The organism is Streptomyces sp. NPDC031274 (genome assembly GCF_055570235.1).
The window spans coordinates 442,153-468,349 of sequence record NZ_JBVIHP010000002.1 but is presented as its reverse complement, the minus strand read 5'-3'; the positions used below and the strand labels follow the sequence as shown (position 1 = coordinate 468,349).

At 68.2% G+C, this 26,197-nt stretch carries 24 protein-coding genes; 15 read left to right on the top strand and 9 right to left on the bottom strand.

Going from position 1 to position 26,197, the window contains the following annotated elements:
- The first annotated feature begins 208 nt into the window (after nt 1-208).
- The 7 genes from acnA (at nt 209) to ACZ5CR_RS04960 (ending at nt 10,661) form a co-directional block, all read left to right on the top strand.
- Nucleotides 209-2,899 (top strand): aconitate hydratase AcnA, encoded by a 2,691-nt coding sequence (acnA, locus tag ACZ5CR_RS04990; RefSeq protein WP_468853625.1) that lies wholly within the window; start codon nt 209-211, stop codon nt 2,897-2,899.
- Nucleotides 2,900-3,030: 131 nt separating this feature from the next.
- Complete coding sequence (locus tag ACZ5CR_RS04985) at nt 3,031-4,203, top strand: ABC transporter substrate-binding protein (RefSeq protein WP_468853623.1); 1,173 nt, start codon at nt 3,031-3,033, stop codon at nt 4,201-4,203.
- 68 nt (nt 4,204-4,271) lie between these two features.
- Entirely contained in the window at nt 4,272-6,065 is a 1,794-nt protein-coding gene (locus ACZ5CR_RS04980) for an ABC transporter permease (protein WP_468853621.1), read from the top strand.
- Nucleotides 6,058-7,173 (top strand): ABC transporter ATP-binding protein, encoded by a 1,116-nt coding sequence (locus ACZ5CR_RS04975; protein ID WP_468853619.1) that lies wholly within the window; start codon nt 6,058-6,060, stop codon nt 7,171-7,173. Before ACZ5CR_RS04980 ends, ACZ5CR_RS04975 begins: the two co-directional genes overlap by 8 nt.
- Before the next feature lie 450 nt (nt 7,174-7,623).
- Nucleotides 7,624-9,270 (top strand): hypothetical protein, encoded by a 1,647-nt coding sequence (locus ACZ5CR_RS04970; protein WP_468853618.1) that lies wholly within the window; start codon nt 7,624-7,626, stop codon nt 9,268-9,270.
- Nucleotides 9,267-9,719, top strand: coding sequence for a hypothetical protein (locus ACZ5CR_RS04965; RefSeq protein WP_468853616.1), 453 nt, complete (start codon nt 9,267-9,269; stop codon nt 9,717-9,719). The genes ACZ5CR_RS04970 and ACZ5CR_RS04965 overlap by 4 nt, the downstream gene beginning before the upstream one ends.
- 33 nt (nt 9,720-9,752) lie before the next feature.
- Nucleotides 9,753-10,661 carry a serine/arginine repetitive matrix protein 2 gene (locus ACZ5CR_RS04960; RefSeq protein WP_468853614.1) on the top strand — a complete coding sequence of 303 codons (909 nt, stop codon included), beginning with the start codon at nt 9,753-9,755 and terminating at the stop codon, nt 10,659-10,661.
- 85 nt (nt 10,662-10,746) lie between these two features.
- Here ACZ5CR_RS04960 and ACZ5CR_RS04955 read toward each other — a convergent pair whose 3' ends face one another.
- Genes ACZ5CR_RS04955 through ACZ5CR_RS04945 form a run of 3 tightly spaced genes read right to left on the bottom strand, consistent with a single transcriptional unit; the run spans nt 10,747 to nt 14,150 of the window.
- Nucleotides 10,747-11,481, bottom strand: a complete 735-nt coding sequence (locus ACZ5CR_RS04955; RefSeq protein ID WP_468853611.1) for an AroM family protein — start codon at nt 11,479-11,481, stop codon at nt 10,747-10,749.
- A gap of 2 nt (nt 11,482-11,483) precedes the next feature.
- Nucleotides 11,484-13,151 carry an OPT/YSL family transporter gene (locus ACZ5CR_RS04950; RefSeq protein ID WP_468853610.1) on the bottom strand — a complete coding sequence of 556 codons (1,668 nt, stop codon included), beginning with the start codon at nt 13,149-13,151 and terminating at the stop codon, nt 11,484-11,486.
- A gap of 39 nt (nt 13,152-13,190) precedes the next feature.
- On the bottom strand, nt 13,191-14,150 hold the full coding sequence (locus tag ACZ5CR_RS04945; protein ID WP_468853607.1) for a DUF1177 domain-containing protein: 960 nt from the start codon (nt 14,148-14,150) through the stop codon (nt 13,191-13,193).
- 142 nt (nt 14,151-14,292) lie between these two features.
- Here ACZ5CR_RS04945 and ACZ5CR_RS04940 point away from each other — a divergent pair, with 142 nt between their 5' ends.
- The 3 genes from ACZ5CR_RS04940 to ACZ5CR_RS04930 all read left to right on the top strand — a co-directional run bounded on the left by ACZ5CR_RS04940 (nt 14,293) and on the right by ACZ5CR_RS04930 (nt 16,570).
- On the top strand, nt 14,293-15,084 hold the full coding sequence (locus ACZ5CR_RS04940) for an IclR family transcriptional regulator (RefSeq protein WP_468853606.1): 792 nt from the start codon (nt 14,293-14,295) through the stop codon (nt 15,082-15,084).
- 92 nt (nt 15,085-15,176) lie between these two features.
- Complete coding sequence (gene pepE, locus ACZ5CR_RS04935) at nt 15,177-15,908, top strand: dipeptidase PepE (RefSeq protein WP_468853604.1); 732 nt, start codon at nt 15,177-15,179, stop codon at nt 15,906-15,908.
- Between the two features lie 524 nt (nt 15,909-16,432).
- Complete coding sequence (locus ACZ5CR_RS04930) at nt 16,433-16,570, top strand: hypothetical protein (RefSeq protein WP_468853602.1); 138 nt, start codon at nt 16,433-16,435, stop codon at nt 16,568-16,570.
- Nucleotides 16,571-16,671: 101 nt separating this feature from the next.
- Here the strand turns inward: ACZ5CR_RS04930 and ACZ5CR_RS04925 are convergent, their stop codons facing one another.
- Nucleotides 16,672-17,319 (bottom strand): TetR/AcrR family transcriptional regulator, encoded by a 648-nt coding sequence (locus ACZ5CR_RS04925; RefSeq protein ID WP_468853600.1) that lies wholly within the window; start codon nt 17,317-17,319, stop codon nt 16,672-16,674.
- 149 nt (nt 17,320-17,468) lie between these two features.
- Between ACZ5CR_RS04925 and ACZ5CR_RS04920 the strand changes: the two genes are divergently transcribed.
- From ACZ5CR_RS04920 to ACZ5CR_RS04900, 5 genes are all read left to right on the top strand, one after another.
- Complete coding sequence (locus ACZ5CR_RS04920; RefSeq protein ID WP_468853598.1) at nt 17,469-18,227, top strand: SDR family NAD(P)-dependent oxidoreductase; 759 nt, start codon at nt 17,469-17,471, stop codon at nt 18,225-18,227.
- A gap of 82 nt (nt 18,228-18,309) precedes the next feature.
- Nucleotides 18,310-19,686, top strand: coding sequence for an integrase (locus ACZ5CR_RS04915; protein ID WP_468853595.1), 1,377 nt, complete (start codon nt 18,310-18,312; stop codon nt 19,684-19,686).
- Between the two features lie 42 nt (nt 19,687-19,728).
- Nucleotides 19,729-20,031, top strand: coding sequence for a hypothetical protein (locus tag ACZ5CR_RS04910; RefSeq protein WP_468853593.1), 303 nt, complete (start codon nt 19,729-19,731; stop codon nt 20,029-20,031).
- A gap of 427 nt (nt 20,032-20,458) precedes the next feature.
- Nucleotides 20,459-20,803, top strand: coding sequence for a hypothetical protein (locus ACZ5CR_RS04905; protein ID WP_468853591.1), 345 nt, complete (start codon nt 20,459-20,461; stop codon nt 20,801-20,803).
- 491 nt (nt 20,804-21,294) lie between these two features.
- Nucleotides 21,295-22,269 carry a hypothetical protein gene (locus tag ACZ5CR_RS04900; protein ID WP_468853588.1) on the top strand — a complete coding sequence of 325 codons (975 nt, stop codon included), beginning with the start codon at nt 21,295-21,297 and terminating at the stop codon, nt 22,267-22,269.
- Between the two features lie 629 nt (nt 22,270-22,898).
- On the opposite strand, the gene ACZ5CR_RS04895 is transcribed toward ACZ5CR_RS04900, so the two are convergent.
- The 5 genes from ACZ5CR_RS04895 to ACZ5CR_RS04875 all read right to left on the bottom strand — a co-directional run bounded on the left by ACZ5CR_RS04895 (nt 22,899) and on the right by ACZ5CR_RS04875 (nt 26,146).
- Nucleotides 22,899-23,090, bottom strand: a complete 192-nt coding sequence (locus ACZ5CR_RS04895) for a hypothetical protein (protein WP_468853586.1) — start codon at nt 23,088-23,090, stop codon at nt 22,899-22,901.
- A 173-nt stretch (nt 23,091-23,263) separates the two neighbouring features.
- Nucleotides 23,264-23,509, bottom strand: a complete 246-nt coding sequence (locus tag ACZ5CR_RS04890; RefSeq protein ID WP_468853584.1) for a hypothetical protein — start codon at nt 23,507-23,509, stop codon at nt 23,264-23,266.
- Between the two features lie 307 nt (nt 23,510-23,816).
- Complete coding sequence (locus ACZ5CR_RS04885; protein WP_468853582.1) at nt 23,817-23,978, bottom strand: hypothetical protein; 162 nt, start codon at nt 23,976-23,978, stop codon at nt 23,817-23,819.
- 397 nt (nt 23,979-24,375) lie between these two features.
- On the bottom strand, nt 24,376-25,167 hold the full coding sequence (locus ACZ5CR_RS04880; protein ID WP_468853581.1) for an SDR family NAD(P)-dependent oxidoreductase: 792 nt from the start codon (nt 25,165-25,167) through the stop codon (nt 24,376-24,378).
- Nucleotides 25,168-25,333: 166 nt separating this feature from the next.
- Nucleotides 25,334-26,146, bottom strand: a complete 813-nt coding sequence (locus ACZ5CR_RS04875) for a sugar phosphate isomerase/epimerase family protein (RefSeq protein ID WP_468853579.1) — start codon at nt 26,144-26,146, stop codon at nt 25,334-25,336.
- Nucleotides 26,147-26,197 lie beyond the last annotated feature (51 nt).

The window sequence follows — 26,197 nt, the reverse complement described above, 5'->3', positions numbered from 1 at the left end:
CGGCCCGGGAGCCAGGTCCCGCACCCGGCTCCCGGGCCGGAGCTCGTTCACACCCCGGATCCCCTTTCGGAAGTTCTCCCGCCTCAACGGTTGTATCAATACGCACCTTGAGACAATATTGGCGCTCGGCGACCCCGGGATCTGCCCGGGCCGGGCGCCCGGCGTCCGCAGGGTCTCGCCCCCGCACCCCGGATCGACAGCAGGGATCATGAGCACAGACCACACCTCCGTCCTCACCGTCGACGGCCACCCGTACCGCTACCAGCCACTGAGCCGACTGCTGCCGGGCGAGCTCCTTGCCCAACTTCCTTACGCGGTAAGGGTTCTCGTGGAGAACGTGGCCCGCCGTGCCCCCGCCGCCCTCGACGGCGTGCTGGCACGCGCGCTGAGCGGGAGCGGGGAGTGCGAGGTGCCGGTGCACCCGAACCGGGTGATGCTGCACGACACCACCTGCCTGCCGGCGCTGGCAGACTTCGCCGGGCTGCGCGACAGCGTCGCCGAGCTCGGCGGGAACCCCGAGTCCCTGCAGCCCTCCGTCCCGGTGGACCTCACCGTCGACCACTCGGTGATCGTCGAGGAGTACGGGCGCCCCGACGCCGTCGAGCGCAACCTGCTCATCGACTTCCGCCGCAACAGCGAGCGCTACGAGTTCGTGAAGTGGGCCGAGCGCAATCTGCGGGGCTTTCGGGTCGTACCGCCCGGCACCGGCATCATCCATCAGGTCAACATGGAGACGCTCGCCCGCGTCGTATGGCGGGAAGACCCGCAGGAGGACCCTCAGGAAGACCCGCAGGAAGACCCGCCGGGCGCCTCACATGACGGTGAACTGCCGTGGCTGCACCCGGACGTGCTTGTCGCCACCGACAGCCACACCCCCATGATCAACGCGCTGGGGGTCGTCGGCTGGGGCGTGGGGGGCCTGGAGGGGCAGGCCGCCATGCTCGGCGAGCCGGTCACCATTCCGTATCCGCGGGTGGTGGGTGTGCGCCTGACCGGACGGCTGCGCCCCGGGGTCGGTGCCACCGACCTCGCCCTGACCCTGACCGAACTGCTGCGTGCCAAGGGCGTGGTGGACCAGTTCGTGGAGTTCTGCGGACCTGGGCTCGACGCTCTCGGCTGGGCCGAGCGGGCTGCGGTCTCCAACATGGCGCCGGAGTACGGAGCCACCTGTGTCTACTTCCCCTACGACGACGAGACCGCCGCATATCTGAGGCTGACCGGGCGCGGCGAGGAGCACATACGGCTCGTCGACACCTACCTCACCGCCCAGGGGCTGCGTCGCACCGCCGACAGCCCCGAGCCGCACTATGACGATGTCATCGACCTCGACCTGGCCACGGTGGAGCCGAGCCTGGCCGGTCCCGACCTGCCGCACCAGCGACTGCCCCTGTCCCGTGTCCCGGGCTCCTTCCGGACCACCCCGCGCCCAGCTCCCGTACCACCAGAGGTGTTCGGCGAGCCGCTGCCCGATGGCCCTGTCGCCATCGCGGCGATCACCAGCTGCACCAACACCGCCAACCCGGCGCTGATCGTGCAGGCGGCTCTGCTCGCCGAACGAGCCCTGGCGGCCGGGCTCGGCACGAAGCCCTGGGTGAAGACGTCCCTCTCCCCCGGCTCGCGGGTCGTCGAGGACTATCTGCGTGAAGGCGGACTTCTCTCGGCTCTGGAGCAAACAGGCTTCCACATCGTCGGCTTCGGATGCATGACCTGTATCGGCAACTCCGGCCCGCTGCAAGGGGAGATGGAGCGCCTCGCCCAGGACGGCGCCGTCGAGCCGGTGGCCGTGCTGTCCGGCAACCGCAACTTCGCGGGCCGCGTCAACCCGCGCGTCAGCCAGTCCTACCTCGCCTCGCCGCCATGGGTCGTCGCGTACGCACTGGCCGGGTCGATCCTGCACGACTTCGAGCGCGATCCGCTGGGCACCGACGCCGACGGCGCCCCCGTCTTCCTCAAGGACCTGTGGCCCACGGACGAGGAAGTCGCCGCTCGCGTCGCCGCCTCCGTGCGCCCCGAGATGTTCCGCGCGAACGCCGCGCGCATACGCGAGGGCACCCCGGCCTGGCGGGACATCAAGGCCCCCGGCGGCACCCGATTCGGCTGGCGCCCGGACTCGACGTACATCCGCCGCCCCCCACACCTCACAAACCTGCCCGCCACGGCACCGGACCGGCTGAGCGTCGACCGGGCCAAGGTGCTTCTCCTGCTCGGTGACGACGTCACCACCGACCACATCTCCCCGGCCGGTGCCATCCCCTCCAACAGTGCGGCCGGGCAGTGGCTCACCGAGCGCGGCGTCGCCCGGCGCGACCTCAACCAGTACTCCACGCGCCGCAGCAACCACGAGGTCATGCTGCGCGGCGCCTTCACCAACGGCGCCGTCACCAACCGCCTGCTCGATGGCACCCATGCCGACCTCCGGGGCGGCCATGCCCATACCGTCGACCGCGCCACCGTCCTTCCCGTGCACGAAGCCGCGCCCACCTACCGCGCGGCGGGCTACGACCTGGTGGTCGTCGCGGGCCGCAACTACGGTGCGGGATCCAGCCGCGACTGGGCCGCCAAGGCACAGGCGCTGCTCGGGGTGCGGGCGGTGATCGCCGAATCGTACGAGCGCATCCACCGCAGCAACCTGATCGGGATGGGTGTGCTGCCGCTGGAGTTCACCGGGGGCGAGGACGCGTCGACGTACGACCTGACCGGCGAGGAAGACCTCAGCTTCACCGGCCTCGACGATCTGCGTGCCGGCGTGAATCACCTAGGCCTGCACATCAGCAGGCCCGACGGCTCGCGTACGACGGCCACCCTGCAACTGCGCCTCAACTCCCGCCAGGAACTCACCTATCTCCGCCACGGCGGACTCCTGCCCTATGTGGTGCGCCATGCGCTCGCGGCGCCATGAAAGGGCGCCGCGAACCCGCGGCCCGCCCTGCGTACCCGTGCCCACAGCGACCATCCCCTCGCTCCCCGGCCCCGCCGGGTCTCTCGCAGCTGCTGACAGCGCCGTCGCGCCCCACACGAGAAGAGCCCCCTATGTCTCCCAACCGATCCGGGCCCGCCGCCATGCCGGGCCCCGAACCCCGGCCGACCCGCCGCCACGTGCTGCGCGGTGCCGCCGCCGCAGGGCTTTTCGCCACCGGCGCCGGCGCCCTCTCCGGCTGCACCGGTGACGAGGCTCATGCCGCCGCACCGTCGGCGCCCGCCCACTACCCGCCCTCCTACGACAAGTTGGTCGAAGCCTCACGGCACGAGAAGAAGCTGCTCATCTACTCGAACACCTCACAGACCAACTGGCAGCCGGTCTTCGACGCATTCATGGGCCGCTATCCGTGGATCTCGGACATCCGCGCCACCAACCTCGGCGGCTCGGCGGTCTACGAGCGCTACTACAGCGAGGCCGCGAGCGGCGGGTCCCCCGTCGACCTGCTGGTCAACAACGGCGGCCCCCTGTGGGGCGACTACGCCACCCGGGACATCGCCGCCGACTACCGCTCGCCGGAGAAGGGCCACCTGCCCGCCTGGGGTGAGATGCTTCCGGGCGTCTGGATCATGTCGACCGACCCGGTCGCCGTCCTCTACAACCGCAAGACCATCGATGCGTCCCAATACCCCACGGGACTCAAGTCGCTGGCCGGGATCGTCGAAGCGAACCCCTCCCGCTTCCGCGGCAAGATCGGCGTGTACGACCCGTCGAACGCCTACGGCTACGCCAGCAACCAGGGCTACACCAGCACGGTCGCCGGTGGCTGGGACACCTTCCGGCGACTGCTGCCCTTCACCCGCTCCGACCACTCCTCCGGCGCGCTCGTGGAGAAGGTCGTCTCCGGCGAGTACGACTTCTCGATCAACCTCAGTGGTGGCGTCGTCATCCCGGCGGCCGAGGGCAGCGGAGGGCTCCTTGGCTGGAGCTACTGCGAGGAGGGCACCATCGTCATGCCGCGCGGCGCGTCCATCGTCAAGACGGCGCCCCACCCGAACGCCGCGCGCCTCTTCCTCGACTTCGTGCTGTCGGCGCAGGGCCAGAAGGCCGTCGCCGAGGGCGGTCTCGTGCCCTACCGGTCAGGGGTACGGCAGGACGCCATGGACAGCCTGCAGGACATGCAGTGCAAACTCGGCGCCGACCGCGTCCACGTCTACCGCTATGTGCGGGTGCCGCAGAAGACGCAGGAGGCCTACCTCGCGCGCTGGGAGAAGGCGACGGCCTGACCGTCCGCGCGCACCCATCCCCCGCCCTCCCCTTCCTTTGCCCCTTGGCCTGTTCGTACGGAGTCGCCATGGCCATCCAGACACCCCAGGCGCCGAGCCCGGCCCGCGACGGCGCCCCGCGCGCCGGCGAGCTGGGTACGCCGCGGTACCGGCGCCTGTTCGGCGCCGGACGAGAAGTCACCATCCACTGGCTGACGTTCCTCGTCACCGCTGCGCTCGTGCTCGCGCCGGTCGTCCCGATCCTCTACCAGTCGATACGCAACCAGCCGCTGTACGCGGCGGGCGGCGCCTTCACCCTCACCAACTACGCACACCTGTTCACCGAGGCGGGCTTCGGCTCGATCATCCTCGACACCCTGTTCTTCGCCGTCCTCACGACGGTGTTCGCGCTCGCCATCGCCGTCCCGATGGCGATCCTGCTCGAACGCACCCGCTTCCCCGCCGCCCGGGTGTTCGGCCAGGTGCTGCGCTGGCCGATCTACATCTCCCCGCTCGTCCTCGGCTTCGGCTGGATCGTCGTCTACGGCCCCGCCGGCTTTCTGACCACCACCCTGCGCGAGTGGCTCGGCTGGGTACCGTGGAACCTCTACACACTGCCCGGCATGGCGTTCGTCGAGGCCGTCGCCCAGGTCCCGATCGCCTACCTGTTCTGCGCCAACGCCCTCGCCGCGTCCGACACTTCACTGGAGAACGCGGCCCGTACGGTCGGCGCAGGCCCGGTGCGCATCCTGCGCTCGGTGGTCGTACCGATGCTGCGCCCGCCGGTCCTGTACGCAGGCCTGTTGATCTTCGGCACGGCGGTGGAAACCCTCTCCATCCCGCTGATCCTCGGCCAGCCTGCCGAGATCACCCTGTTCTCCAGCTTCCTGTACGAGCAGGGCATCGACTCGGTGAACCCGGACTACGGCCTCCTCGGCGCGGCCTCCACGTTCATGCTGCTGACCACGATCGGCCTGGTCGTGATGCAGGTACGGCTGCTGAAGCACGCCCAGCGCTTCGTCTCCGTACGCGGCAAGGCCAACCGCTCCCACCTCCTCGACATCGGCCGGTGGAAGTGGCTCGGCTTCACCTTCGTCGGGATCTACGTCGTCTTCGGCGCGCTGCTGCCCATGATCGCCTTGGTCATGCGGGCGTTCACCTCGCTGCTCACCCCGCTGGCGAACCCGTTCGGGCTGCTCACCCTGGACAACTTCCGGATGATCTTCGACTACGCGCCCTACACCGAGTCGATCACCAACAGCATCACCATCGCGTTCATCGGCGCGGTCGCCGTGACGCTGTTCGGCACCGTCGTCGTCCTGGTGGCACGCCGCTCCGACTTCCGCTTCGCCCGTCTCCTCGAGACGACCGCGCAGTCACCGCACGCGGTTCCGGGTCTGATCATCGGCATCGGCTTCTTCTGGGCGTTCGCCTGGATGCCGGGCGGCGACGCGGTCCGCGGCACGCTCTTCGCCCTGATCATCGCCTTCGGTGTACGGGCCCTGCCCTCCGCGTACGGGGCGATCTCACCGGCGACGATGCAGCTGGGCGCCGAACTGGACAACGCGGCGCGGGTCGCGGGCGCCGACTGGTGGCGCACGGTGTCCCGCATCCTGATCCGCCTCCTGGTCCCCGCGATGCTCGCCTCGTTCCTCCTCATCTGGACCCAGATGATCCGCGAGTACGCACCCGCCATGTTCCTCGCCGGAGCCGAGTCCCAGGTCATCGGCACCACCGCCATCGACCTGTGGACCCAGGGCGAGACCGGCTCCGTCGCCGCACTCGCCACCCTGCAGATCGCCGTCACCGCCCTCGTCGCCGGCCTGGCCGGCCTCCTGCTGCGCGGCAAAAACTCCGCCGAAAGGGAGAAGACCCATGCCTGAGCTGGCCGTCGAGAACATCACCAAGTCCTTCCACGGCACCAAGGTCCTGGAAGGGATCGACTTCACCGTCGCGGACGGCGAGTTCTTCACACTGCTTGGCCCCTCGGGCTGCGGCAAGTCCACGACCCTGTCCTGCGTCGCGGGCCTGGAGAACCCCGACTCCGGCACGATCCGTGTCGGCGACGAGGTCTTCTTCGACGGGCACGGGCGCACCACCGTCCCGCCCGAGGGCCGCAACCTGGGTCTGGTCTTCCAGTCGTACGCGCTGTGGCCGCACATGACCATCGCCGACAACCTCGCCCTGCCGCTCAAACTGCGCAAGGTCACCAAGGACGAGCAGCGCCGCCTGATCGAGGACGCGCTCTCCAAGGTCGACATGCTGCATCTGCGCGACCGCTACCCGCACCAGCTCTCCGGCGGCCAGCAACAGCGCGTCGCGCTCGCCCGCGGCATCGTCTACTCACCCGGCGTCCTGCTCCTCGACGAGCCACTGTCCAACCTCGACGCGAGGATGCGCGACCAGGCCCGGCTGTGGCTCAAGGACCTCCAGCGAGAAGTCGGCGTCACCACCGTCTACGTCACCCACGACCAGATCGAGGCGATGTCCCTGTCGGACCGCATCGCCGTGTTCATGCACGGCCGCCTCCAGCAGGTCGGCACCCCCACCGAGATCTACGAGACCCCCGCCACTCCGGAGGTGGCCGGCTTCATCGGCCGCTGCAACCTCCTGGACGGCCGCATCGACGAGACACCCGCCGAGGGCAGAACCGTCCGGGTCGAACTCGGCGCGACCGGCCAGCATTTGAAGGTGGTAAGGGCAGAAGGGGCCAGGGCGGACCTGGGCGCGACGGTCGGTCAGCGCGCGACGGTCGGTCTGCGCTCCGAACGCATCACGCTCACCGAGCGCGCGGACGCGGCCACTGACGGCGTCAACATCCTCCGGGCGCACATCAAGCAGTGCTCCTACACCGGCGCCCGCTTCGAGTACCAGCTGGCCATCGGCGACCTCGACATCGTGGCCGAGAGCCCGGTCCGCCACACCGGCCAGGAGATCAACCTGCTGATCCGCCCCGAGGACTGCCTCCTCTACCCGAAGGCGGCAGCCTGACCCGAAGCTGTTCCGCCCCGCGGCGACCCCCGGGGCGGAACGTGGCATGCCCGTCACTCTGGGAGTGCAGGCACCCCTGGCACCTGTACTGGACTACGGCATCAGGGGCACGATGGGATCACGTCGAAGGTGTTCCAGGGCCCATCGACGCACGCTTGGGAATCGTGACGTTCCGTCCGATCTATCGATTCGGCTGTCTCTCCTGCTCGGCTGACTGCCTGCCAGGGTCCACTCCGGTGGGCCCGATCGGTTGAAGCGGTGCGGCCAGCGTGGCCTCGGGTCGTTGCCATGGAGGGTGGACGCCGTCCCCCGAACAAGCACCGGGTTAGCCATTGGTATTTGCCGCGGCGGCGCTCCTTCTCCTATGTCACCGTATTCTGTCCAGTAACCGCATACCCACCAACTCCCCTTGTCAGCAGGGGAGTTTGATCATCGGGGGGGTGCATGGGCATGCCGGCGCAGGGACATTCCCACGACTACTCACGCAGCGAGGCGACGCGCCTGCTCTGTGCCGGGGCCTACGTCCACGGCTTGTTCCGCCGCAGGGTGATCGAGGAACTCATCGAGCACGAGGAGCGGTCCGTCGCTCCCTCCCTCGGGATCGATGTAGTCCCTGTCCTGGCTCACGCGCTGCGCGCCCGCCGTCTGGAGGCACAGGCCGCGGTGCAGGTCCTGTTGATATGGGTGCTGTTCATCGTGGTCGAGCTGATAGCGGACGTCCCGACGCTGCTGGTTCCGTGGTTCGTGGTGTACGCGGTGATCGTTCTGCTGGTGTGGAGCGCCCGGCTGGTCCTCGGCGCGCGCAGCCTGTCCGTCTACACCTTGGATCGCGCGACCCTGCGCCGCGCCAGCAGCGGCCGGCTCACCGTGCTGGCGCCGATCGGACCGCGCCTGTTCGTCCTCGCCTACTGGAGTGCGGCGCTCGTCCTGGCCCTCTACGATCCCGCGGTGCTGCTCGCCCTGCTCTTCCCGCTGCTCCTTGTCCTGCCGGTGTGGCTGCACCGCTCGCGGGTCGAGGACATCATGCGGCACGAGTTGTCGTCCGACGCCTTTTCGAGGGTGCCCCGCGCGCTGCCGCAAAGCACGCTGCGGCTACGGCGGATCACCGCCGCCATCGACCGTGAGCAGTACGCCCCGCTCACCTTCTACGACCCCTACCGCCCGTTCGTCGGCGCCGGACGCCCCTACGAGCCATGGTCCTTCGCCCTCGAACTGCGCCGCCGCGTCGCTCCGGACGGCAGCCGACCCGCGGCCGACCGCCTGCTGGCTCGTACCGTCGTCGATCTGATCGTGCCCCGCCTCGAGCGGCTGTGCGCCTCCGCCGCCGCGACCGGCCGCGACCGTCTGCGCGATCTGGAGATCGACGAGTTCGTCTATCTGCCGGTCGGTCCGGCCCGCGGTCGGGTCTCCTACGACCCCCTCTCCGTCCAGCGGCATCTGGCCGAGGCTGTCGACGAAGGCGGCGAGGCCCGGCGGCACTTCCTGCGGATCCGGATCGGTGCCTGGGACGAGCAGGTGGTCGTCTCCATTCTGGTCCGGGTGCATACCCAGGGCGAGATGCTGGTCCTCGAGGTCATCCCGCACATCCTGATGCCGCTGAGTGACATGTTCAGGATCGTGGACGTCGTCGCCGCCCGCGACCACCCGGACGTAGGACGCGAAGCGGTCCGCGCCCTGTTCGCCGCGCCCTCCGCGTCCGTGGCGGCCGGGGCCTCCGCCATCCGCACGCTCATCGCGCTCTTCCGCGTCTGGCTGGCCGACCCCCGTCGCGCGATTCCCGACGGCCCGGAGACGTCGATCCGCGAACAGGGCAGTACCGAGCAGGTCTCTCTGATGCAGGAGATGGACATCAGCCGCTACGTGAAGACCGTCCAGGACCGGATCATCAGTGGCGTACGGGAAGCGTTGCGCAGCCAGGGCTACGAGACGGGCGAGTTCGAGCAGCAGATCGTCAACGTCAGCAGTGGCGGCGTCTTCGTCGGAGCCATGAGCGGCGGGGCCGTGGCCACCGGCGACCGTGCCAGCGCCCATCACTCCTCGCGGCCGGGCCCGGCCCACGGCAACACACCCCAGGGGACACCAGGAGGTTCCGCATGACCGGCACCGCACCACCCCACGGCCCTGACCCGGACGGCACCGATGAACCACCACGCCGCGTCGTGGGCCCCTCCTCGGGCAACATCACCATCACCACGATGCACGGCGGCGCAGTCGCCTCCGGTCCAGGCGCCCAGGCGGTGCACACCACACACGATGGTGTGCCGCTGGGCCGGGACACCGCGGCCCTGCTGACGGCCGTCCGCACCCTGCGCGACCAGCTGCCGCTGCTCGCCCCCAGCGCTCCGGGCCCGGACAGCGTGGACCCGACCCTCGACCTGGACGGCCAACTCGCCCAGGTCGAGGAGGAGATAGCCACCACCGGGCGGCCGGATCAAGGCCGCCTTGAACGGCTGCGCGCCCACCTGGAGACAGGCACGAGCGTGGCCGGTGGCCTGGCTTCGGCGGTGGCTGTGGTCCAGGCGATAGCCCAGCTGCTGAGCGGCTGAACAACACGCGGAACGAGCACATCGGGGTGCGCCATGAGCCACTGGGACGCTGAGAACCAGCGCTGGGTTCCGGAAGGACCACAGCACGGGCAGCCGGAGTACGAGCCGCCACCACAAGGGCCGTCGCCGAACGGGCCGCAGCCCACACCACCGTGGGACGCGACCGCACCGGGCCCCGACCATCCGCGCACAACCGAGCCCGACGGCTTGGTCACCAACCCCCAACGCCGCTTGATCCTCAGCCTGATCGCCGTCCTCGTGTGCGCGGTCCTGGGCGTCGGCACCTGGTTCCTCGTGGACCGGTCGAGCGATGACGACCCCGGCGCGCTGTCGGGCCCGGCCACGCCAACGGCAGCCAACAGTCCGACCGACGGGACAACCAACGAGGCGACCGACGAACCCACGATCGAACCCACCGACCAACCAACTGACGAACCCACCGACCAACCCACCGCCACCGAGGGCCCATCCGTCTCCGACGACGACCCTCCCGCCCCCGGCTACACCCGGGTCGACGACGAGGCCGGATTCACCGTCGACGTCCTCAACGGCTGGCAGCGCACCATCAGCGGCGCCAGCGTCAAGTACTTCTCACCCGACAGGACGTACTTCCTCCAGGTCTTCCAGCTCAACGGCCCAGAACCAACCCCGTACGCCTCCGCCGCCGAGGCCGAGCGGCTCGCCTCGGAACACCGCGGCTTCGACCTCGTCAGCCTTGAGCGCCAGGGGCCGGACACCGGCTCCGACGCCTACCTCGAATACACCTACACCAGTGACACGGCGGACCATCAGCGCATCATGGACCACCGCGCCACAGCGGACGACGGCGCCATGTACGCCGTACTCGTCTCAGCACCCGACGACGCACCGGCCACGCAGTCCGAGATACTGCAGAACGCCGTGAACTCCTTCTGCCCCACGGCCTACTGCCCATCCTCGTGAGCAACCCTCATGCCCAGTCCCGCTGAGTGTTGGGGCAGGTGCTCACCGTCGGGGCAGGCGGGATGACCCGCCTGCCCCGCTGACGTCAACCGCGCGCCCGCGCCGCCGACTGCGCGACCTCCGCCGCCAGCCGCACGGCCAGGGAGCGGGCCAGCAGTACCGGCACGCGCGCGGCGTCCGCGGCCGCGCGGCGCATCTCCTCGGTGTAGCCGATGCAGTCGAGGACCACCCACCGCGCCCCGCCCGCGGCCAGCTCCCGTGCCGCCGCGGCGCAGTGCTCCGGCGCGCCCGCACCGTACGGGTCTGCCGGGGCTGCGGTGACCTGGCCGGGCAGGAGCCGGGCCCAGCGCGCCGCGACGTCATCGCGCTGGGCGGGCAGCGGGCAGACGACACCGACCGGGTCCGCGCCGACCAGGGCACGTACGCCGTGCTGGACGAGCGGCTCGGCGTACAGCAGCGGCCCCCCGGCCGGAACCGGCGGGAAGTGGCCGGTGCACAGCAGCAGCGTGGCGTCGGCGCCATCGGCCTCGCAGCGGGCGACGGCGTCGGCCATCCGGGGGGCGAGCGCGTCGTGGCCAAGGACGGCGGAACCGCCGTCGCGCAGCCGGGAGATCAGCGGCGCCTCGCCGGGGACGGGGCCGACGGCGGCGCGTACCGCGTCGGCGTCGGGGCCGTCGAACCGGTCGTGGTCGAGGGCGCCGTGCTCGGCCAGCCGGAGCCCGGCCGTGAGCGGGAGGATGTCGGGGGTCAGGTCGGTGCGTGGGGCCTGGCCGATGGTGACCAGGCCCAGCACACCCCGGGCGTCCGATGCGGTGGACACGGTCACACCGCCTTGTAGATCTGGCCGACATCGTGGACGGAACTGCCCGCGATCAGACCGGCGCCGACCAGGGCCAGGTCGTTGTCGGCGGTCTCGGCCGCGGCATCCGCGTCCTCCTTCGTAGCGGCCTGGGAGCGGCGCCAGAGCGTGTAGCCGAAGCGGACAGCGAGCGCGGCAAGGACCAGCCAGCCCGCCTGCGGGGTGGCCACCAGCAGACCGGTGGCAAGCAGCACACCCATCTGCCGCTTGGAGCCGCCAAGGAGTTGGATCAGCACACCGGGGACCGCCCACAGCAGCATCATCGTGATGGCGTGCGTGTCGGTGAGCCCGGCCTTGATGGTGTCGACGTACACCTGAGCGACCGGCGGGACCCGGCCGTCGGAGAAGAACGGCTTCCACGCGATGGCGACGACGACGATCGCCACGGCGAAGCCCACCAGCTGCGAGAGGTACTGCTGGCGGCGGCCCGCCATCTCGTACGGCTTCCACGGCACGGCGTCCTTGCGCAGCAGCCAGCCCGCCTTGAAGTCGAAGCCGACGTCGGCGAAGGCCGGTCCGGTGCACGCGCAGTACCCGACGAGCAGGGCGAGCGGGATCATCGGGATGCTCAGCACCAGGCCGAGTATCAGGAAGATCAGCGTCACGGCGAAAGCGGGGAACCACCCGGAGTGCATCGCCGCGAGCCCCACGATCAGCTGGTGCACCAGCGCGGCCACCCCGGCAAGCAGCACCCAGCCGACGAGGCCGAACCCGCCCATGTCCGCCGCGACTCCGCCGCCGACGGCGACGACGATCGCGCCGACGACGAACAGCGCCATCCCCTCGATCAGCCCGCGGCGCAGCCGGCGGGCGTCGACGGTGCGGAAGTCCGCGTCGAACCGCCCGTCCTGCCGCTCGACCGCGGCCTGCTTCTTCGCCGTGCGGTCCCGCATCATCAGTGCGGCCTGCACCAGTGCCACCAGACCCGCGCCGATCATCACGCCGTGCGGGACGTAGTTGGCGCCGAGGTCGTAGTGGAAGGCGGTCGGCACGTACTGGGCGGCGAGCAGGCCGACGCCGAACATCAGCAGCGCCCAGATGTTGCCGAGGAAGGCCACTCCCGCGGCCGACGTGGGCAGCTTGAACATCGCCCCTACGAAGCCGACGACCGCGCCGACGCCGAGCACCGCGGCCTTCTTCCCGCCCTCGTCACCTGCCTTGATCGTCTCGGCGGCGGCGATCCCGGCAGGCCAGGCGGACGTGGCCGGGAAGAGCCGCGAGTCGTAGACCCGGAACAGTACCCAGCTGTCCACGGCCAGACCGATCACCGCACCGAGCAGCATCGTCCACACCAGATCGGGGCGGCCGATGAGGAACGGCACCGCGATGGGGGTGATCAGCGAGTTGGCGGCGGCGAACGTCGAGCCGGATACGGCCGACTGCACGAGGTTCTGCCGGTGCTGGTCACGCATCCTGCGCAGGCCGGCGATGGAGATCCGGCCGATCAGCATCGCGAGCAGCGCACCGATCACTGAGGTGTTGGGGGCGATGCCCAGGGTCGTGATCAGCACCAGGCCGATGACGGAACCGAGGACGGCGAGGACGGCGCTGACGACCAGGGTCACCGGTTCGAAGGCGCGTGGGTGCGTGGGCGGCGCACCCGTGGGGGGCGCGCTCTGCGAAGTGGTCACGGGGACTCCAGCGGGGCGAAGGGGAGGGGTGGACCGTGGTCAGGCGGCGGACGCCTGCAGGCGGGTCATCGGCCCGTAGAGCTCGATCAGCCGCTCGAACTCCTCCTGGTCGTGGAAGCGTGCGACGCCGCGTCCGAAGTCCTTCGCCGCCTCCAGCGAGAACCGGGCGGCCACGGCGATGTCCGTCTCGTGGCTGGCGCCCGTCGCGCAGCCCGCCACCGCGGTCTCGGTGACCAGCGCGAGGCCGACCACCGGCGCGTCCGTCGCCACGCACGGCTGCATGATCGAGTTGATGTGGTGCACGCCGTTGCCGTACGGGGTGATGTCCTGCGTGGTGATCGGCAGGACGTGTGCGAGCTCGCCGGTAACGGTCTCAAGGAGGCCCAGCAGGTCGTCGCTCGGGCGCAGGATCCAGCCCTGCTTGACGGTCGGGGAGAGCGCGACGCCTCGGTGGTTGAGGAGCCGGTTGCCCTTGGTGGTGTCGATGGAGACCACCGCGTCCATCTTCGGGGAGATCTCCGCGCGGTTGCAGTCGAGGACCGAGATCGGCGAGTCCATGAACGGCACCGGGTCGTGCGGCCTGGTCGGCGCGTCGGGGCAGATGTGCGTGGAGAGGATGACGTCGCCCTCCAGGCGGTCGCCGCGCCCGTACATGTCGAGCAGCTTCGCCGCGGCGGCCAGCGCGGCGACCGCGCCGTCCGCGTCGGACACCAGGCCGATGCGCTCCGGGCGGGCGCCTACGCCGCCCAGCCGGCCGAGGATGCCGAGCGTGGGCGCCTCTCCGCCGGCGGCCTTGCCGCGGGTGCCGGGGACGGTGACCTTCACGAAGTCGGTGCCGCCCCGCTCTCCCTCGATCCGGGTGACGGTGATCTCCGGCTTGGGGCCTTCGGCCGGCGATCCGGCCGCGTCCAGGACGGACCGCAGATGGCCGGCGAGCAGCTCGCCGCTCGCCTGCGGGCGGTCGAGGAGGTCGAGGACGTCGAGTACGTGCTTGAGCACAGCGGCTCCCTTGGTGCGTGACGTGATCTTGCCGCCAGGGCCACTGTGACCTGGCTTTTAGCAGACTGCGACGTCAATCCCGAATGAGACAACCTTTTCTCTATTTCAGAGAACCATGTCCGCCATCCGGTACGCTGCCGCCATGACCGCACCCCCTTTGCAGACCGCCGACCGTGTCCTCAGCGTGCTCCTGGCCTTCTCGCAGGAGCGCGAGGAGTGGGGGGTGACGGATCTGGCGGCCGAGTTCGGCTGGGACAAATCGGTCGCACAGCGGCTGCTCGCCGCGCTGGCGCACCGAGGTTTCCTGGTCTCCGACCCGGTCACCCGCCGCTACCGTCTCGGCCCCGCGGTCTGGCACATGTCGACCGCCTGGGAACGGCACGGCGGCATGTCCGCCCTGGTACGGCCCGCTGTGCGCGCGCTGGCGATGAAGACGGGCGCGACGGCACTCTTCGCCGTCCCGGACGGGGTACACCTGCGCTGCGTGGAGTCGGCCGACGGCGGCAGCGGGCCGCTGCGCGCGTACCGGCTGACCGGTGAGCTGTACCCGGCGCATGCCGGCGCCACCTCCCGGGCGTACTTCGGCATGCTCACCCCCGGCACCCGGGCCCGGCTGCTGTACGGGAGGCCGATGCCGCGCTTCTCCTCGCTGACCGTGACGGACCCGGAGGAGCTGGAGGAGCTGATGGTCCGCGCGGGCCAGGACGGACACTCCCATTCGAAGGGGGAGTACGATCCGGCCACCTCGGGTCTCGCGGTGCCGCTGCTCGTCCGGTCGCAGCCCGTCGGCACGCTCTCGCTGGTCGGACCGCACGACCTGGTCACCGGGCCGGACGAACACCTCCTCGGCCCGCTACAGGCTGCCGCGGCCCAGCTGGGCGAGCTGCTCTCCCCGCGCCGATCCCGCCCGCAGGCAGCCCACCGGACCCCCTGACCCCACCCCAGGCCGCGTCACTCCCCCTCCCGTCACTCCCCCTCCCGTCGCTTCCCCTCCTGTCGCTTCCCCTCCCGGAAAGGCATCTCCACATGAAGCTGCTCCTGCTGTCCAACTCCGCAGCCCCCGGCCACGGTTACCTCGAACACGCGACAGAGGTGATCGCAGACCATCTGACGGGGGTGCGCGAACTCGTCTTCGTGCCGTACGCGCTGTCCGATCACGACTCCTACACCGACAAGGTGGCCCAAGCGCTGAAGCCGCTTGGCATCTCCGTGCGTGGAGCGCACAGGGACGGCGATCCGGTCGGGACCGTGACCGACGCGCAGGCCGTCTTCGTCGGCGGCGGCAACAGCTTCCGGCTGCTCGCGGCGCTGCACGCGCTCGGCCTGATCGCTGCGGTGCGGGCACGCACCGCAGCGGGGATGCCGTACATGGGCTCCTCGGCGGGCACCAACATGGCCTGCCCGACGCTGCGCACCACCAACGACATGCCCATCGTGCAGCCGCCGGACTTCACCTCCTTCGGGCTGATCCCCTTCCAGATCAACCCGCACTACCTCGACCCCGACCCTGCGAGCAGCCACATGGGCGAGACGCGTGAAGAGCGTCTTGGGCAGTTCCTCGAGGAGAACGACGTGCCGGTGCTGGGGCTGCGCGAGGGCACCTGGCTGCGGCGCCGGGGAGACAGCCTCGACCTCGGCGGCACCGCCGCCGGCGCCCGCCTGTTCCGGCGGGACGAGAGCCCACAGGAGTACGCCCCTGGCGCGGACCTCAGCGCCCTGCTGACCCTGCCCGCCCGATTCGACACTGCGCCTGCGTAAAACATCGTCCATGCAGCTCACGAGCGTGTTCGACGTGCGGCAGGATGAGCACTTGTGCTGCTCGTCTCTGCGGGTGCCGAATACCCCATCCATAGTCCGTGATCCGCGTGTTCTTGTGAGTGGACGACGGTTGCTGGAGGGGCGTGTCAGGTTGCTGGATCGCGCTGCTGGGACTGACCGGTGCGGAGCATCTCGGCACGGCGCGTGCACTGTTGCTCTCCCATCGGGCCCGGTAGCAGCATCGCCGAAGCGGTGATCCTTCCCGGGTGGCGCAGTGACAGATGGGTGCCGGTGACGGCCGAGTCGAAGCCGCCTGAGACGTGGGCGCTGGCGGGCGCTGTCCGGGTCGTAGAGGTGTCGGTCGAGCACCGCGTCGAGCAGGCGGCCGTACGCGGTCAGTACGTCGGCGTCGCCAGCGAGAGCGCGAGCCTTGGAGCGCAGCGCCGGGGCGGGCTGCTCGAAGCGCGGCACGTACTGGCAAGTGCGGCTATTGAGACTTGCGGAATACCCAAGGGACTGAGGGTATGCCGACAGGGGCCCGCAACCGCTGGCAGCGCCTGGCCCCCATGCCCGTGCCGCGCCACCGCACCGCCGCGGCGACGGTCGGGAACACCGTCTACATTCCCGGCTGCGGCACAGCCGCCGGGCCCCCGTCGCCGTGAATGACGCCTACGGGCCGCCCCGGCACTGGCCGGCAGCCTCCCGCAGCGTTTCGGGGCTCCGGGGGCGGGCGCCGTCCGCACCCGCAGCGGCGCCGGAGCCCTCAGGAGTGCTGCGGGTTGTTGGCGCTGCGGCCGTAGCGGGCGAGCATCGTCGTGACCGCCTCGTCGACGGCGTGGCCAACGTCGGCAGGTGCGGGACTCCAGTCGGAGAGCAGCATCCGCGGCCACAGGACGTAGTTGGCGATCATGCCGAGGAACTGGTTGGTGGCGCTCTCCGCGTCAGGTACCACCGCAGTGCCCGCGGCGTGCTGAGCCTCCAGGTAGTGCTGGACAGAGATGAAGTAGGGCAGCTTGCCCAGCTCGAACTGAGCCCGTCCCAGTTCCGGGAAGCGCGGTAGTTCGGCGATGACGATGCGGAAGAGGGCCGCCATCGCGGGCCGGCCGACCAGGTCGGCGTACTGACGGCCGATCGCACTCAGGCCGGCGCCCAGGTCACCGGGCTGCGTCGCGGGCGCCGCCGGGTCCGGCCCGCCCTTCCAGTACTCGGTGACGATGGCCTCGAAGAGCGCCGCCTTGGTGGGGAACTGCTTGAACAGCGTGGACTTCGAGACGACCGCTTCCTGCGCGATCTTCGCCAGCGAGGTCCCGTCATAGCCCCGCTCCAGGAACAGCTTCGTGGCCGCTGCGGTGATCGCCTCGCGCTTGCGCTGAGCGAGTCGTTGATGGTGCGCGGAGAGTCCTGCGGTCATGGGCCCAGTATGACCCATCACGAGGCGAGTCACTTGACTCGCCACTGTGCGGATGTTTACGTGGACAGGGATGCGAGTCGATCGACTCGCATCCGGTCGGCGGGAGCTCTCCCGGCCGGCGTCGTTCCGTTCCCGATGGAGAAGCACTCATGAAGTCAGGCAAAATCGCATTGGTGACCGGAGGCAATCGCGGGCTGGGCCGGGCCACGGCCCAAGCGCTGGCCCGGCACGGGCTGCGCGTCATCGTCACCTACCGCGGCGACGCGCAGGAGGCCGAGGGGACGGTCAAGAACGTTCAGGAAACCGGCGCCACGGCTGCCGCACTGCGGCTGGACATCAGCGACGTGGCCTCCTTTCCCGCCTTCGTCTCCCACCTGGCCGTGCAACTGGAGCACTGGGAGGCGACCCGGCTGGACGTCCTGGTCAACAATGCCGGGATCGGGCTGTTCGGACCGCTGGAAGCGGTCACGGTCGACGACTACGACGCGATGATGGACACCAACGTGCGCGGCACGTTCTTCCTCATCCAGGCGCTTGCACCCGTGCTGGCCGACGGGGGGCGGATCATCAACGTCTCCTCCTCCCTCAGCCGCCACACCAGTGCCGGCACCTCGGTGTACTCGGCCTCCAAGGCGGCGGTCGAGGTCCTCAGCCGGACATTGGCCGTAGAGCTGGGGGCGCGCAAGATCCGCGTCAACGCCATAGCGCCTGGGCCGACCGCCACCGACTTCAACGGCGGCGCCATGCGTGACGACCCCCAGATGCGCGAGGGCCTGAGCGCGCAGACCGCGCTCGGCCGCGTCGGCGAACCGCAGGAAATCGGCGACGCCATCGCCGCGCTCGCCTCCGAGGACCTGCGATGGGTCACCGCCCAGCGCCTCGAAGTGTCCGGCGGCGCCCTGCTGTAGGGACCTGTGGGGTTCCCATACTCGGAACATCCGATGACCTGCACCTTCCGACCGACGGAGCCATCCGGCAAGATCACGTTTCATGGCGCTGCGGCTGCTCTACCTGATCTTCGTCCGGCTGCTCGACGGCCTGGCCCCGCTCGGCCGCTCCGGCCGAGCCAAGGAGATCGAGATCCTCGCACTCCGCCACGAGGTCGCCGTGCTACGCCGCCCTATGCCCAAGCCCCGCATGTCGTGGGCCGACCGCGCCCTGCTGTCCGCACTATCCCGCCGACTTCCTCCACGACTGCGCCGACATCGTCCTGTCACCCCCGCGACCCTGCTCGCCTGGCACCGCCGCCTGGTGAAACGCACCTGGCGCCATGCGACCCGCAAACCCGGCCGACCACCGATCGGCGGTCGGCGGTCGGCGCTGATCCTGTGCCTGGCCAGGGACAACCCCTCCTGGGGCTACACCAGAATTCAGGGCGAGCTACGCCGTCTCGGTCATCGCGTCGGTGGCTCCACGATCCGCCGACTGCTGCGTGCCGCCGGACTCCCGCCCGCGCCCCGGCGTGCCGATGAGCAGACTTGGCGCCAACTCCTGCACAACCAGCCCGAAGGGCTGCTGGCCTGCGACTTCTTCCACTTCGACACCGTCACCCTCCGACGTGTCTATGTCTTCTTCGTCATGGAGGCCCACACCCGCACCGTGCATGTACTCGGCGTCACCGCGAACCCCACCGATGCCTGGGTCACCCAGCAGGCCAGGAACCTCCTGCTGATCCTCGGCGAGGACGCCGGCCGGTTCAGACACCTCATCCGTGATCGCGATACGAACTTCACCGCCGCCTTCGACGCCGTGTTCAGCGCGAACGACACCCAGATCGTGAAGACCGCACCCCAGGCCCCGCGGATGAACGCGTATACGGAAAGGTTCGTGGCGTCATCGACGGCGTCATCGACCTCGACGATCTGGTCGAGAAGTCCTACCAGTCCAAGACTGTCTGCCCGAAAGACACCGATTTCTATGAACGCAACGTCGATGCGGGCGCGCTGGCCGGAGTCACCTCCCAGGTGGCCGGCAGCCAGCCCACCTCGTGGTTCAAGGTCGTACAGGACAAGTACGGAAGCGTCCGCACGATGTACCCGATCGAAAAGCCGGCCGTCTAGTGGGAAGCAGGTACAGCGGATGGAAATCCATGTGCGGAACCGGTCGCACGAGCGAGTCTCCGAGAAACGGGGGGACGACATCGAGGAAAGCTTCCTCTCGGCATGCCACGCGGCTCCGGACGGAAGCGTCATGAGCGGCGTCCTCTCCGTCGGCGACACCATGTTCAACGAGTTGCAGCTGCCGCAGCTGGCAGTCGAGTTGGACGGTCTCCCCGAGGAGCGGAAGACGGATACGACCCGGCAGGTGGCCGACATGGCGCGGCGCGCGGCAGCCTTGCGCGGCTACTTGTTCATCTCCGGGGACTGACCGGACCGACCCCGAACGACACTCTGGAGGAAGACGTACCGCATGCCCCTCGTCATCTACGTGGAAGACCAAGTACACGACCGCATGGCCAAGACCCACGAGGACCACAAGGAGACGTTCCTGGCCCTGTGCGAGTCGGCGCCCAAGGACAGCATCCTGCGCGCCGTGAACCGCCACGGCGACACCATGTTCAACGAGCTTCAACTCAAGAGGTTCGCAGCAGAGTTGAACGCACTCCCGGAGCGGGAGAAGAACAGCACGGTGCGGAAGCTCATCGCGGCGGCCGAGTTCGCGATCGCCTCCTTCGGCTACCTGTATTTCGTCGGGGAGCCCGCACGTGCCTGAGAGCCTGAAGGTGTGAGCCACTGAGAGGTGGGCGTCCCGCTTCGCGCGGGGCGCCCACTGCCGCGCTGGTTCTTCGTCAAGTTGCGGTGCCAGCACAGCACGGTGTCGGGCCGGATCAGTAGGCGCAATCAGCTCAGGACCTTGCGGGGCAATGGCACCAGCAGAGCAGCTAGAAACACCCGGCCTTCCGGAGCGAGTCCACTGCACACCCCACCGCAGCCTGCGCCTGCGCCTGCCGAAAATGTCATCCATGCAGATCAGGAGCGTCATCGACGGTGCGGCAGGATGATTTCGTGTTGCTTCGTCTCGCCTACCTGACCTTCACCAGCGTCCGGCTGCGGTGACGCGCTATACACCTCCATTGCGCGTAGCGTTGACCATGTATCGACAGCGGAGACTGCCTCGCCTCACCTAGGAGGTCGGGCTCATGACTGATACACCCTCCCCACAATGGGGACAACGTCCTGAGGACGGCGCCCCGCAACCCGCTCCAGATGTCGTCAAGGGCAAGAAGCACCGCAGGGTCTTCCTGTGGATCTTCCTCGCGGTGCAGGCGCTGTTCCTGATCTGGATCATCACAGGCGTAAACAGCGCCAGCGACGACCCTTCCTGCGAAGGCCTTGCGGGCGACGCACTCAAGCTCTGTCAGGACGCAGGGGATGTCGGCACCGCGATCGGCGTCGGCCTGATCATCGGCCTCTGGGCGGCCGTGGACATCATCCTCGGCGTCACCTACGGCATCTACCGGCTCAGCCGTAGGACACGACCGTAATAACGCTCCCCCGAAAACGCAGGTTGGAGCGGGAGTGGAGCATTCGCCCCTGCGCCGCCATCAGAACGCTCAACGGGCCCAGCCGGGGGTGCTCCTCCACGCTCGGCAAGCAGAGCGTCAGGGGCAGCAGGACTTGCCCGCCTGCCGCCCGCCGCCGAGCGACCGGGCGAGTTGCACTTTGGCCGGCGCTTGCGCAGCGGGGTGGCGTTCTCGGCGAGGGCATGGAGCCGTCGGAGTATAGGTGCGCGACCCCTGATGATTCTTTTGCATCGCAGGTTGCTTAGGCTTGTGACCTGAGACTTGAAGGTTACAGAGACATTCGACCTGTCATTTAGCGAAGATCGGAGGTGAATTTGTGGCTTCCGCCACAGCATGATCCTTCTGGGTGTGATGGAGTTGATCTTGACCGCAAGGCCCGGCTAGCACCCTTCACCCCTACAGGACTGGGTTGCGAGCAATGCCCGAAAAACACGTTCAAAGGAGTACGGCGCGTGCAGACCAGCACTCACCGTCGCCCATTCAGCAAGCTCTCCCTCGCTGCTGTATCCGCCACCGCCGGGGCAGCACTCTTCGCCTCCGCGATTCCGGCCAACGCCGACACCGCCACCTCGCCTTCAGATGGCGCCGCCCAGGCTGGCGCTGTCGTGGAATCTGTCACGGGGACAGGCGACATCGCTGCGTCAACGGCGGCTCCGGGCACGCCGGCCAAGGCTGTTACCGCTACGGACGGAGCCGCCCTCACGGTCACTGCGCCGGAGAAGGCGAACGGTGCCCTCCACGCCGCCGACGACAACGGTTCTTCGTTCGGCCTCACTCTGCCGGGCGCCAAGGACGTCGCCGGAGTCAAGGTTGGCGCGGGAACAGTGATCTACCCCGACGCCGCTGCCGCCACTGACATCGCCGTGCAGCCGACCAAGGACGGTGGAGCCCGCACCCTGGTCACGCTCAAAGACGACAAGGCCCCCCAGACCCAACGTTTTCGGCTCAACCTCCCGCAGGACGCGAGCATCGCCGAAGACGGACAGGGTGGCTTCGAGATCAGTCGCGAGGCCAGCGAAGGCATTCACGTCCCGGTCACCACTATCGGCGCGCCGTGGGCCAAGGACGCGAACGGCAAGAGCGTGCGCACCAGTTACAAACTGGACGGTAACGACCTCGTCCAGACCGTTGAGATCGGAGACGAGACCGCGTTTCCGGTAGTCGCTGACCCCAAGATGACGTGGGGCATCGTGACGGGCACTGCGTACTTCAACAAGAAGGAAACCAAGGCGATCGCCAACAACGGCGCTCTGTCCGGCGTGGTCTCAGGATTCCTCCCGCCGGGTCTGAACATCTACTGGGGTGCGCACGCCGCGGTCATCACCACCACGGCGCTCAAGGCGAAGAACGCCAAGAAGTGCATCAAGGTCAAGTTCGCGGCTGGGATATTTATCCCTGGCCAGTACTCCGGCGGATACTGCAAGTAGTAACACCAGCTACACGAGGAGAATGGCTTTGAGCAGCACGTGGCTCATCTACAGCGGAGCCCTGATGGTGCTCCTGTCTATCGGGGTTCTGATCTTCGTAGGCAGACCTATGACACCTGTCTGGCGTGACACCACGTCGATAGCCTGCGGCGTCGTCATCTTTGCCGTTGTGTGTGTACTGGCTCTACTGCTCCGCGCACCCGCTCAAATTGCGGTGTCTGGCGCCTGCTTCTGGATGGCCGCGGCCATCACCAGCGTGCACGCCGTACGCGGCCGTATCAGCTCGCAAAGCTGACCACGACGGCCCGCACCCTCGGCATGAAGTTGCCAGAGATGCGGGCCGTTCTGCGTTGCGCCGCGCATACAACGGTTCAGTGAGTCTCGGGCAACTGTCGAACGCTGACGGGCCCGGCAGACGGCCTCGGGAACAGGCAACCGCCCGCAGCCAGTACAAGTACACGATCGCCGACTCACACCAGCCCCGATGACCTCCGGACTCCGTGCTGCCGAAAATGTCGTCCATGCAGCTCAGAAGGCTGGTCGATGGTGCTGCAGGATGAGTACTTGTACTTGTGTTGCTTCGTCTCGCCTACCTGACCGTCACCAACATGTTCGCCGCGCTGGGGCTACTACCAATGAGCGACCGTGACAAGGACGGTGGATGTCTTGGGGCACACGCGCGGCGACTTGGAGCTGCCGGGGAAACCGATCAGGGTGACGTTCCTCTGGTTCAGAGTGCCGGAGGCGGGGAGCGTGGTCAGCTCATTGCCCATCCCCGTCGCGTTCTCCAGGAACTTCCCCTTGGAGTTCGGTCTGGTCACCGAGCAGCACGAAGGCGGCCCCTCCGGCCCCCGCGCTGGGGGTGGAGGAGCCGCCTTCGTCCGTCACGTCGGCGGAACGTCCAGTGCGGATGCGCCGTCCGGTTCTCCGGCGTGCGCGCAGCCAAGGAGACCGGGGCCTCGATGGAGAGGGCCGGAGGTGACCTGTCTCGGACTCAGGGCCGGTAGAAGACCAGCATGGTGCCCGGGTTCTGGGGGTCGCGTTCGCAGTGGACGATCGTGACGTGGTGGCCCGCTCCCATGTCCACCCCCCGCTGGGTCTCCTGCGTGAAGCAGTCCGTCGCGGCGTCGCCCGGCGTGAACATCGAGGGGAGCTCGGCGGCCTGCGCGGCTCCGATGCCGAGGCCGGAGAAGGCCAGGATGCTGGCGGCGGCGACTGTTGCGCGCTGGAACTTGCGCATGTGTTCTCTCCTTACGTGCGTACGTGCAGTGGTACGTGCGCGCCTCTTCGGCGCACGAGCCCGCTACCCGCGGAGCGCGGCTGGATCGGGCCGGCTGCCCTGCGGTCGGCCGGAGTCGTGTCCGACCGTGGCAAAGCGCCGCGTTGCGCTCCGCGTTTCTCTCGGGCACTGAGTAGTCGATCACACGAACGGGTGGGTCCCCAAGTGCTCGCGGTCCCTGTTACAGGGCTACGACAGACCAGCCGGAGTCGGCTCCCCGCGTGTCGGCCCGAGCCCGAAGCAGAACCCGCTCGGCTGCTCCGGGAGTTCAGAGGTCGATCTCCGCCCACACCGTCCGGCCCGAAGGCGGCCGATCCAGTACGCCGCAGCGCGCCACGAAGTACGCGACGAGAACGGGCCCGTGGCCTATCCCGGAGCCTTCGGCGGCCAGCGGCACCGGAGCCGACAGGCTGGCTCGCCGTTCGCCCACAGGCCCGCGACTCCGATCTGCGGCGAGTCCGGCAACAGCAGCTCCGGCCCCGTCGCCATCGAGAGCCGGAAGCTACGGCCTCCCTGTCGCTCTGGCTTCGATAGCGAGCTACCAGGAGGCCCTTTCTTCATGCATGCACAGCGGCGAACTCACCCGATCCAGCTCCCTGTTCGATCAAGAACGACCGCACGATCGGAAAGACAACAGCTTGTTAGACCACTTCCTGACTCCCTCAAGCGTTGCTCAGAAGATCTCTCAGTGATCGAGTGCGACCACCAAGTACCTGTAGGTTCCTCTCGACCAGCCTCACCAGGCAAAAGAAATGTGACCAAAGTAGTGCACGCCGAGCGCGGTCTCTGCCGGGTTGCTTGCCGTCAGGCCGATTGAAGCGTTCGCGTCAGGACTTGGAGCTGGGCCGCCCCGGAATGTGACTGAGAATGGACTTGGAGAAACCCCCATCGACGCAGACATCTTGGCCAGTGACATATCCTGCCAGCGGGCCGACAAGAAACTCGATCACGTTCGCGATATCCATCGGGTCGCCAATTTTCGACAACGGGATGATCTCTTCCCTTGCCTTCTTGACTTCGGGATCAAGGTACATTTTTTCAGTCATCTGCGTGCGAGTCATGCCCGGGGATACCACGTTCACGCGGATTCCGTCAGGCGCCCATTCCAGTGCGAGTGTCTGAGCCATCATCGTGAGCGCAGCCTTGGTCGGGCTGTAAGCACCCGATCCGGCATGTGGGAGCTGGCCGGACATTGAAGAGGTGAAACAGGCGGACCCACGGCTACCCTTCAGGTGCGGGTAACTTGCTTTGGCAAGCAGCCACGCCCCGCGCAGGTTGACGGAGAACATGTCGTCCCAGTCCTCGAGGGAGAGATCCTTGAGTGCACCAGGGCTGGCGATTCCGGCATTTGCCACCAGCGCATCCAAGCCGCCGAACTCGTCGACCACAGCGGTCACCAGCCGACCAGGCACGTCGGGATCGCCCAGGTCTCCTGTCAATGCAATGGCTTTGCCGCCCATCGACTGGATCGATCGGACGACCTCGTCTTGTCGCTCGTTCGCAGTAAGGCCGGATACTGCGATCATCGGCTTTTCGCCACGGGCAAGCGCTGCCTCTGCGATCCTCAGGCTTGCAGCCGCGCCGATGCCGCTGCTTCCGCCACTGACCAGAACCCTCATTGCACACTCTCCTTGTATTCTCAGCGGCCATACTCAGCAGGCCACTCAAGTCGTGACAGCTTCATCTGATGCGTTTCGAAACGCTTCGACTCGCACCGATTCTCGGGAATTGTCACCGTAGTATTTGAATCCCCCCGGAGCCACACTGGACCCCAGGGAGCTGAAATCACTCTCCGGGATTCCAACCCTCTTCACTGAGGTCACGCATCGCCTTCGCGAATTCCTCCAGGGGGTTTTCTTCGCGGATGATTTCGAGCACGACGTTGTCCACCCCAATCGTTTCTTGGACTGCTTTACCCAGTCCGTTCCAATCGATCACCCCAGTGCCGATGGGGTCGTGGCCCCACGTTTCCGTACCCGTGTCGGAGATGTGCATGAGTGCGATCGACCCGTGGTGTGAACGCAGACTCGAAATGGGGTCGTCACCGATGTAAGCGGCGTTCGCGACGTCGTGCACGATTTTGAGTGCATCATCGTTGACGGTGTCGACGATCTCTGCCAGCTCCCCGATCGTGGGAGCAAAGCAGTAGGGGGTGTTCTCGAAGAGGAGTCGTTTTCCCGCCCGCTTGGCCAGCGGGATCAGCTCTTCCAGACTTTCGTACATCCACCCGTAGACGTTCTCGAGTGAGGGGGAGATCATCGGGCGCCGCGTGCCGGGTGAGATGACAACTTCCGGGACATTCCAAGCCACCGCAAGATCGATCACCGATGCGATGTGCTCGATGCTCTTCCGGCGCATGCTGGCAGCAGGACTGGCCAGATTGATGTCGTATCCGCCGGCATTCAGGGATCGGATCTTGGCGCCGTTCTCGTTGAGCGTCGTCAGGATTTCCGAACGCTCGGAGCTGGAGATCTCTTCCGGCCAGCAATGGGGAGAGCTGATGGGAACCTCGAAGGTGTTGTACCCATTCTGGACCAGCTCAGATATCGCATCGATCGCCGTTGTCGACCAAAGATACGAAAAAGTATTGATGATCATATGGATTTCCGTTCGATCTTTGAGGTGCAGTGCCCCCATCGCACACTCGGA

Coding starts and splice junctions, on each gene's coding strand:
- ACZ5CR_RS04960 (WP_468853614.1), top strand. CDS start 9,753: ATGAGCCACTGGGACGCTGAGAACCAGCGCTGGGTTCCGGAAGGACCA.
- ACZ5CR_RS04970 (WP_468853618.1), top strand. CDS start 7,624: ATGCCGGCGCAGGGACATTCCCACGACTACTCACGCAGCGAGGCGACG.
- ACZ5CR_RS04905 (WP_468853591.1), top strand. CDS start 20,459: ATGACTGATACACCCTCCCCACAATGGGGACAACGTCCTGAGGACGGC.
- ACZ5CR_RS04890 (WP_468853584.1), bottom strand. CDS start 23,509: ATGCGCAAGTTCCAGCGCGCAACAGTCGCCGCCGCCAGCATCCTGGCC.
- ACZ5CR_RS04940 (WP_468853606.1), top strand. CDS start 14,293: ATGACCGCACCCCCTTTGCAGACCGCCGACCGTGTCCTCAGCGTGCTC.
- ACZ5CR_RS04875 (WP_468853579.1), bottom strand. CDS start 26,146: ATGATCATCAATACTTTTTCGTATCTTTGGTCGACAACGGCGATCGAT.
- pepE (WP_468853604.1), top strand. CDS start 15,177: ATGAAGCTGCTCCTGCTGTCCAACTCCGCAGCCCCCGGCCACGGTTAC.
- ACZ5CR_RS04985 (WP_468853623.1), top strand. CDS start 3,031: ATGTCTCCCAACCGATCCGGGCCCGCCGCCATGCCGGGCCCCGAACCC.
- ACZ5CR_RS04930 (WP_468853602.1), top strand. CDS start 16,433: ATGCCGACAGGGGCCCGCAACCGCTGGCAGCGCCTGGCCCCCATGCCC.
- acnA (WP_468853625.1), top strand. CDS start 209: ATGAGCACAGACCACACCTCCGTCCTCACCGTCGACGGCCACCCGTAC.
- ACZ5CR_RS04915 (WP_468853595.1), top strand. CDS start 18,310: ATGGCGCTGCGGCTGCTCTACCTGATCTTCGTCCGGCTGCTCGACGGC.
- ACZ5CR_RS04920 (WP_468853598.1), top strand. CDS start 17,469: ATGAAGTCAGGCAAAATCGCATTGGTGACCGGAGGCAATCGCGGGCTG.
- ACZ5CR_RS04975 (WP_468853619.1), top strand. CDS start 6,058: ATGCCTGAGCTGGCCGTCGAGAACATCACCAAGTCCTTCCACGGCACC.
- ACZ5CR_RS04910 (WP_468853593.1), top strand. CDS start 19,729: ATGCCCCTCGTCATCTACGTGGAAGACCAAGTACACGACCGCATGGCC.
- ACZ5CR_RS04980 (WP_468853621.1), top strand. CDS start 4,272: ATGGCCATCCAGACACCCCAGGCGCCGAGCCCGGCCCGCGACGGCGCC.
- ACZ5CR_RS04880 (WP_468853581.1), bottom strand. CDS start 25,167: ATGAGGGTTCTGGTCAGTGGCGGAAGCAGCGGCATCGGCGCGGCTGCA.
- ACZ5CR_RS04965 (WP_468853616.1), top strand. CDS start 9,267: ATGACCGGCACCGCACCACCCCACGGCCCTGACCCGGACGGCACCGAT.
- ACZ5CR_RS04925 (WP_468853600.1), bottom strand. CDS start 17,319: ATGACCGCAGGACTCTCCGCGCACCATCAACGACTCGCTCAGCGCAAG.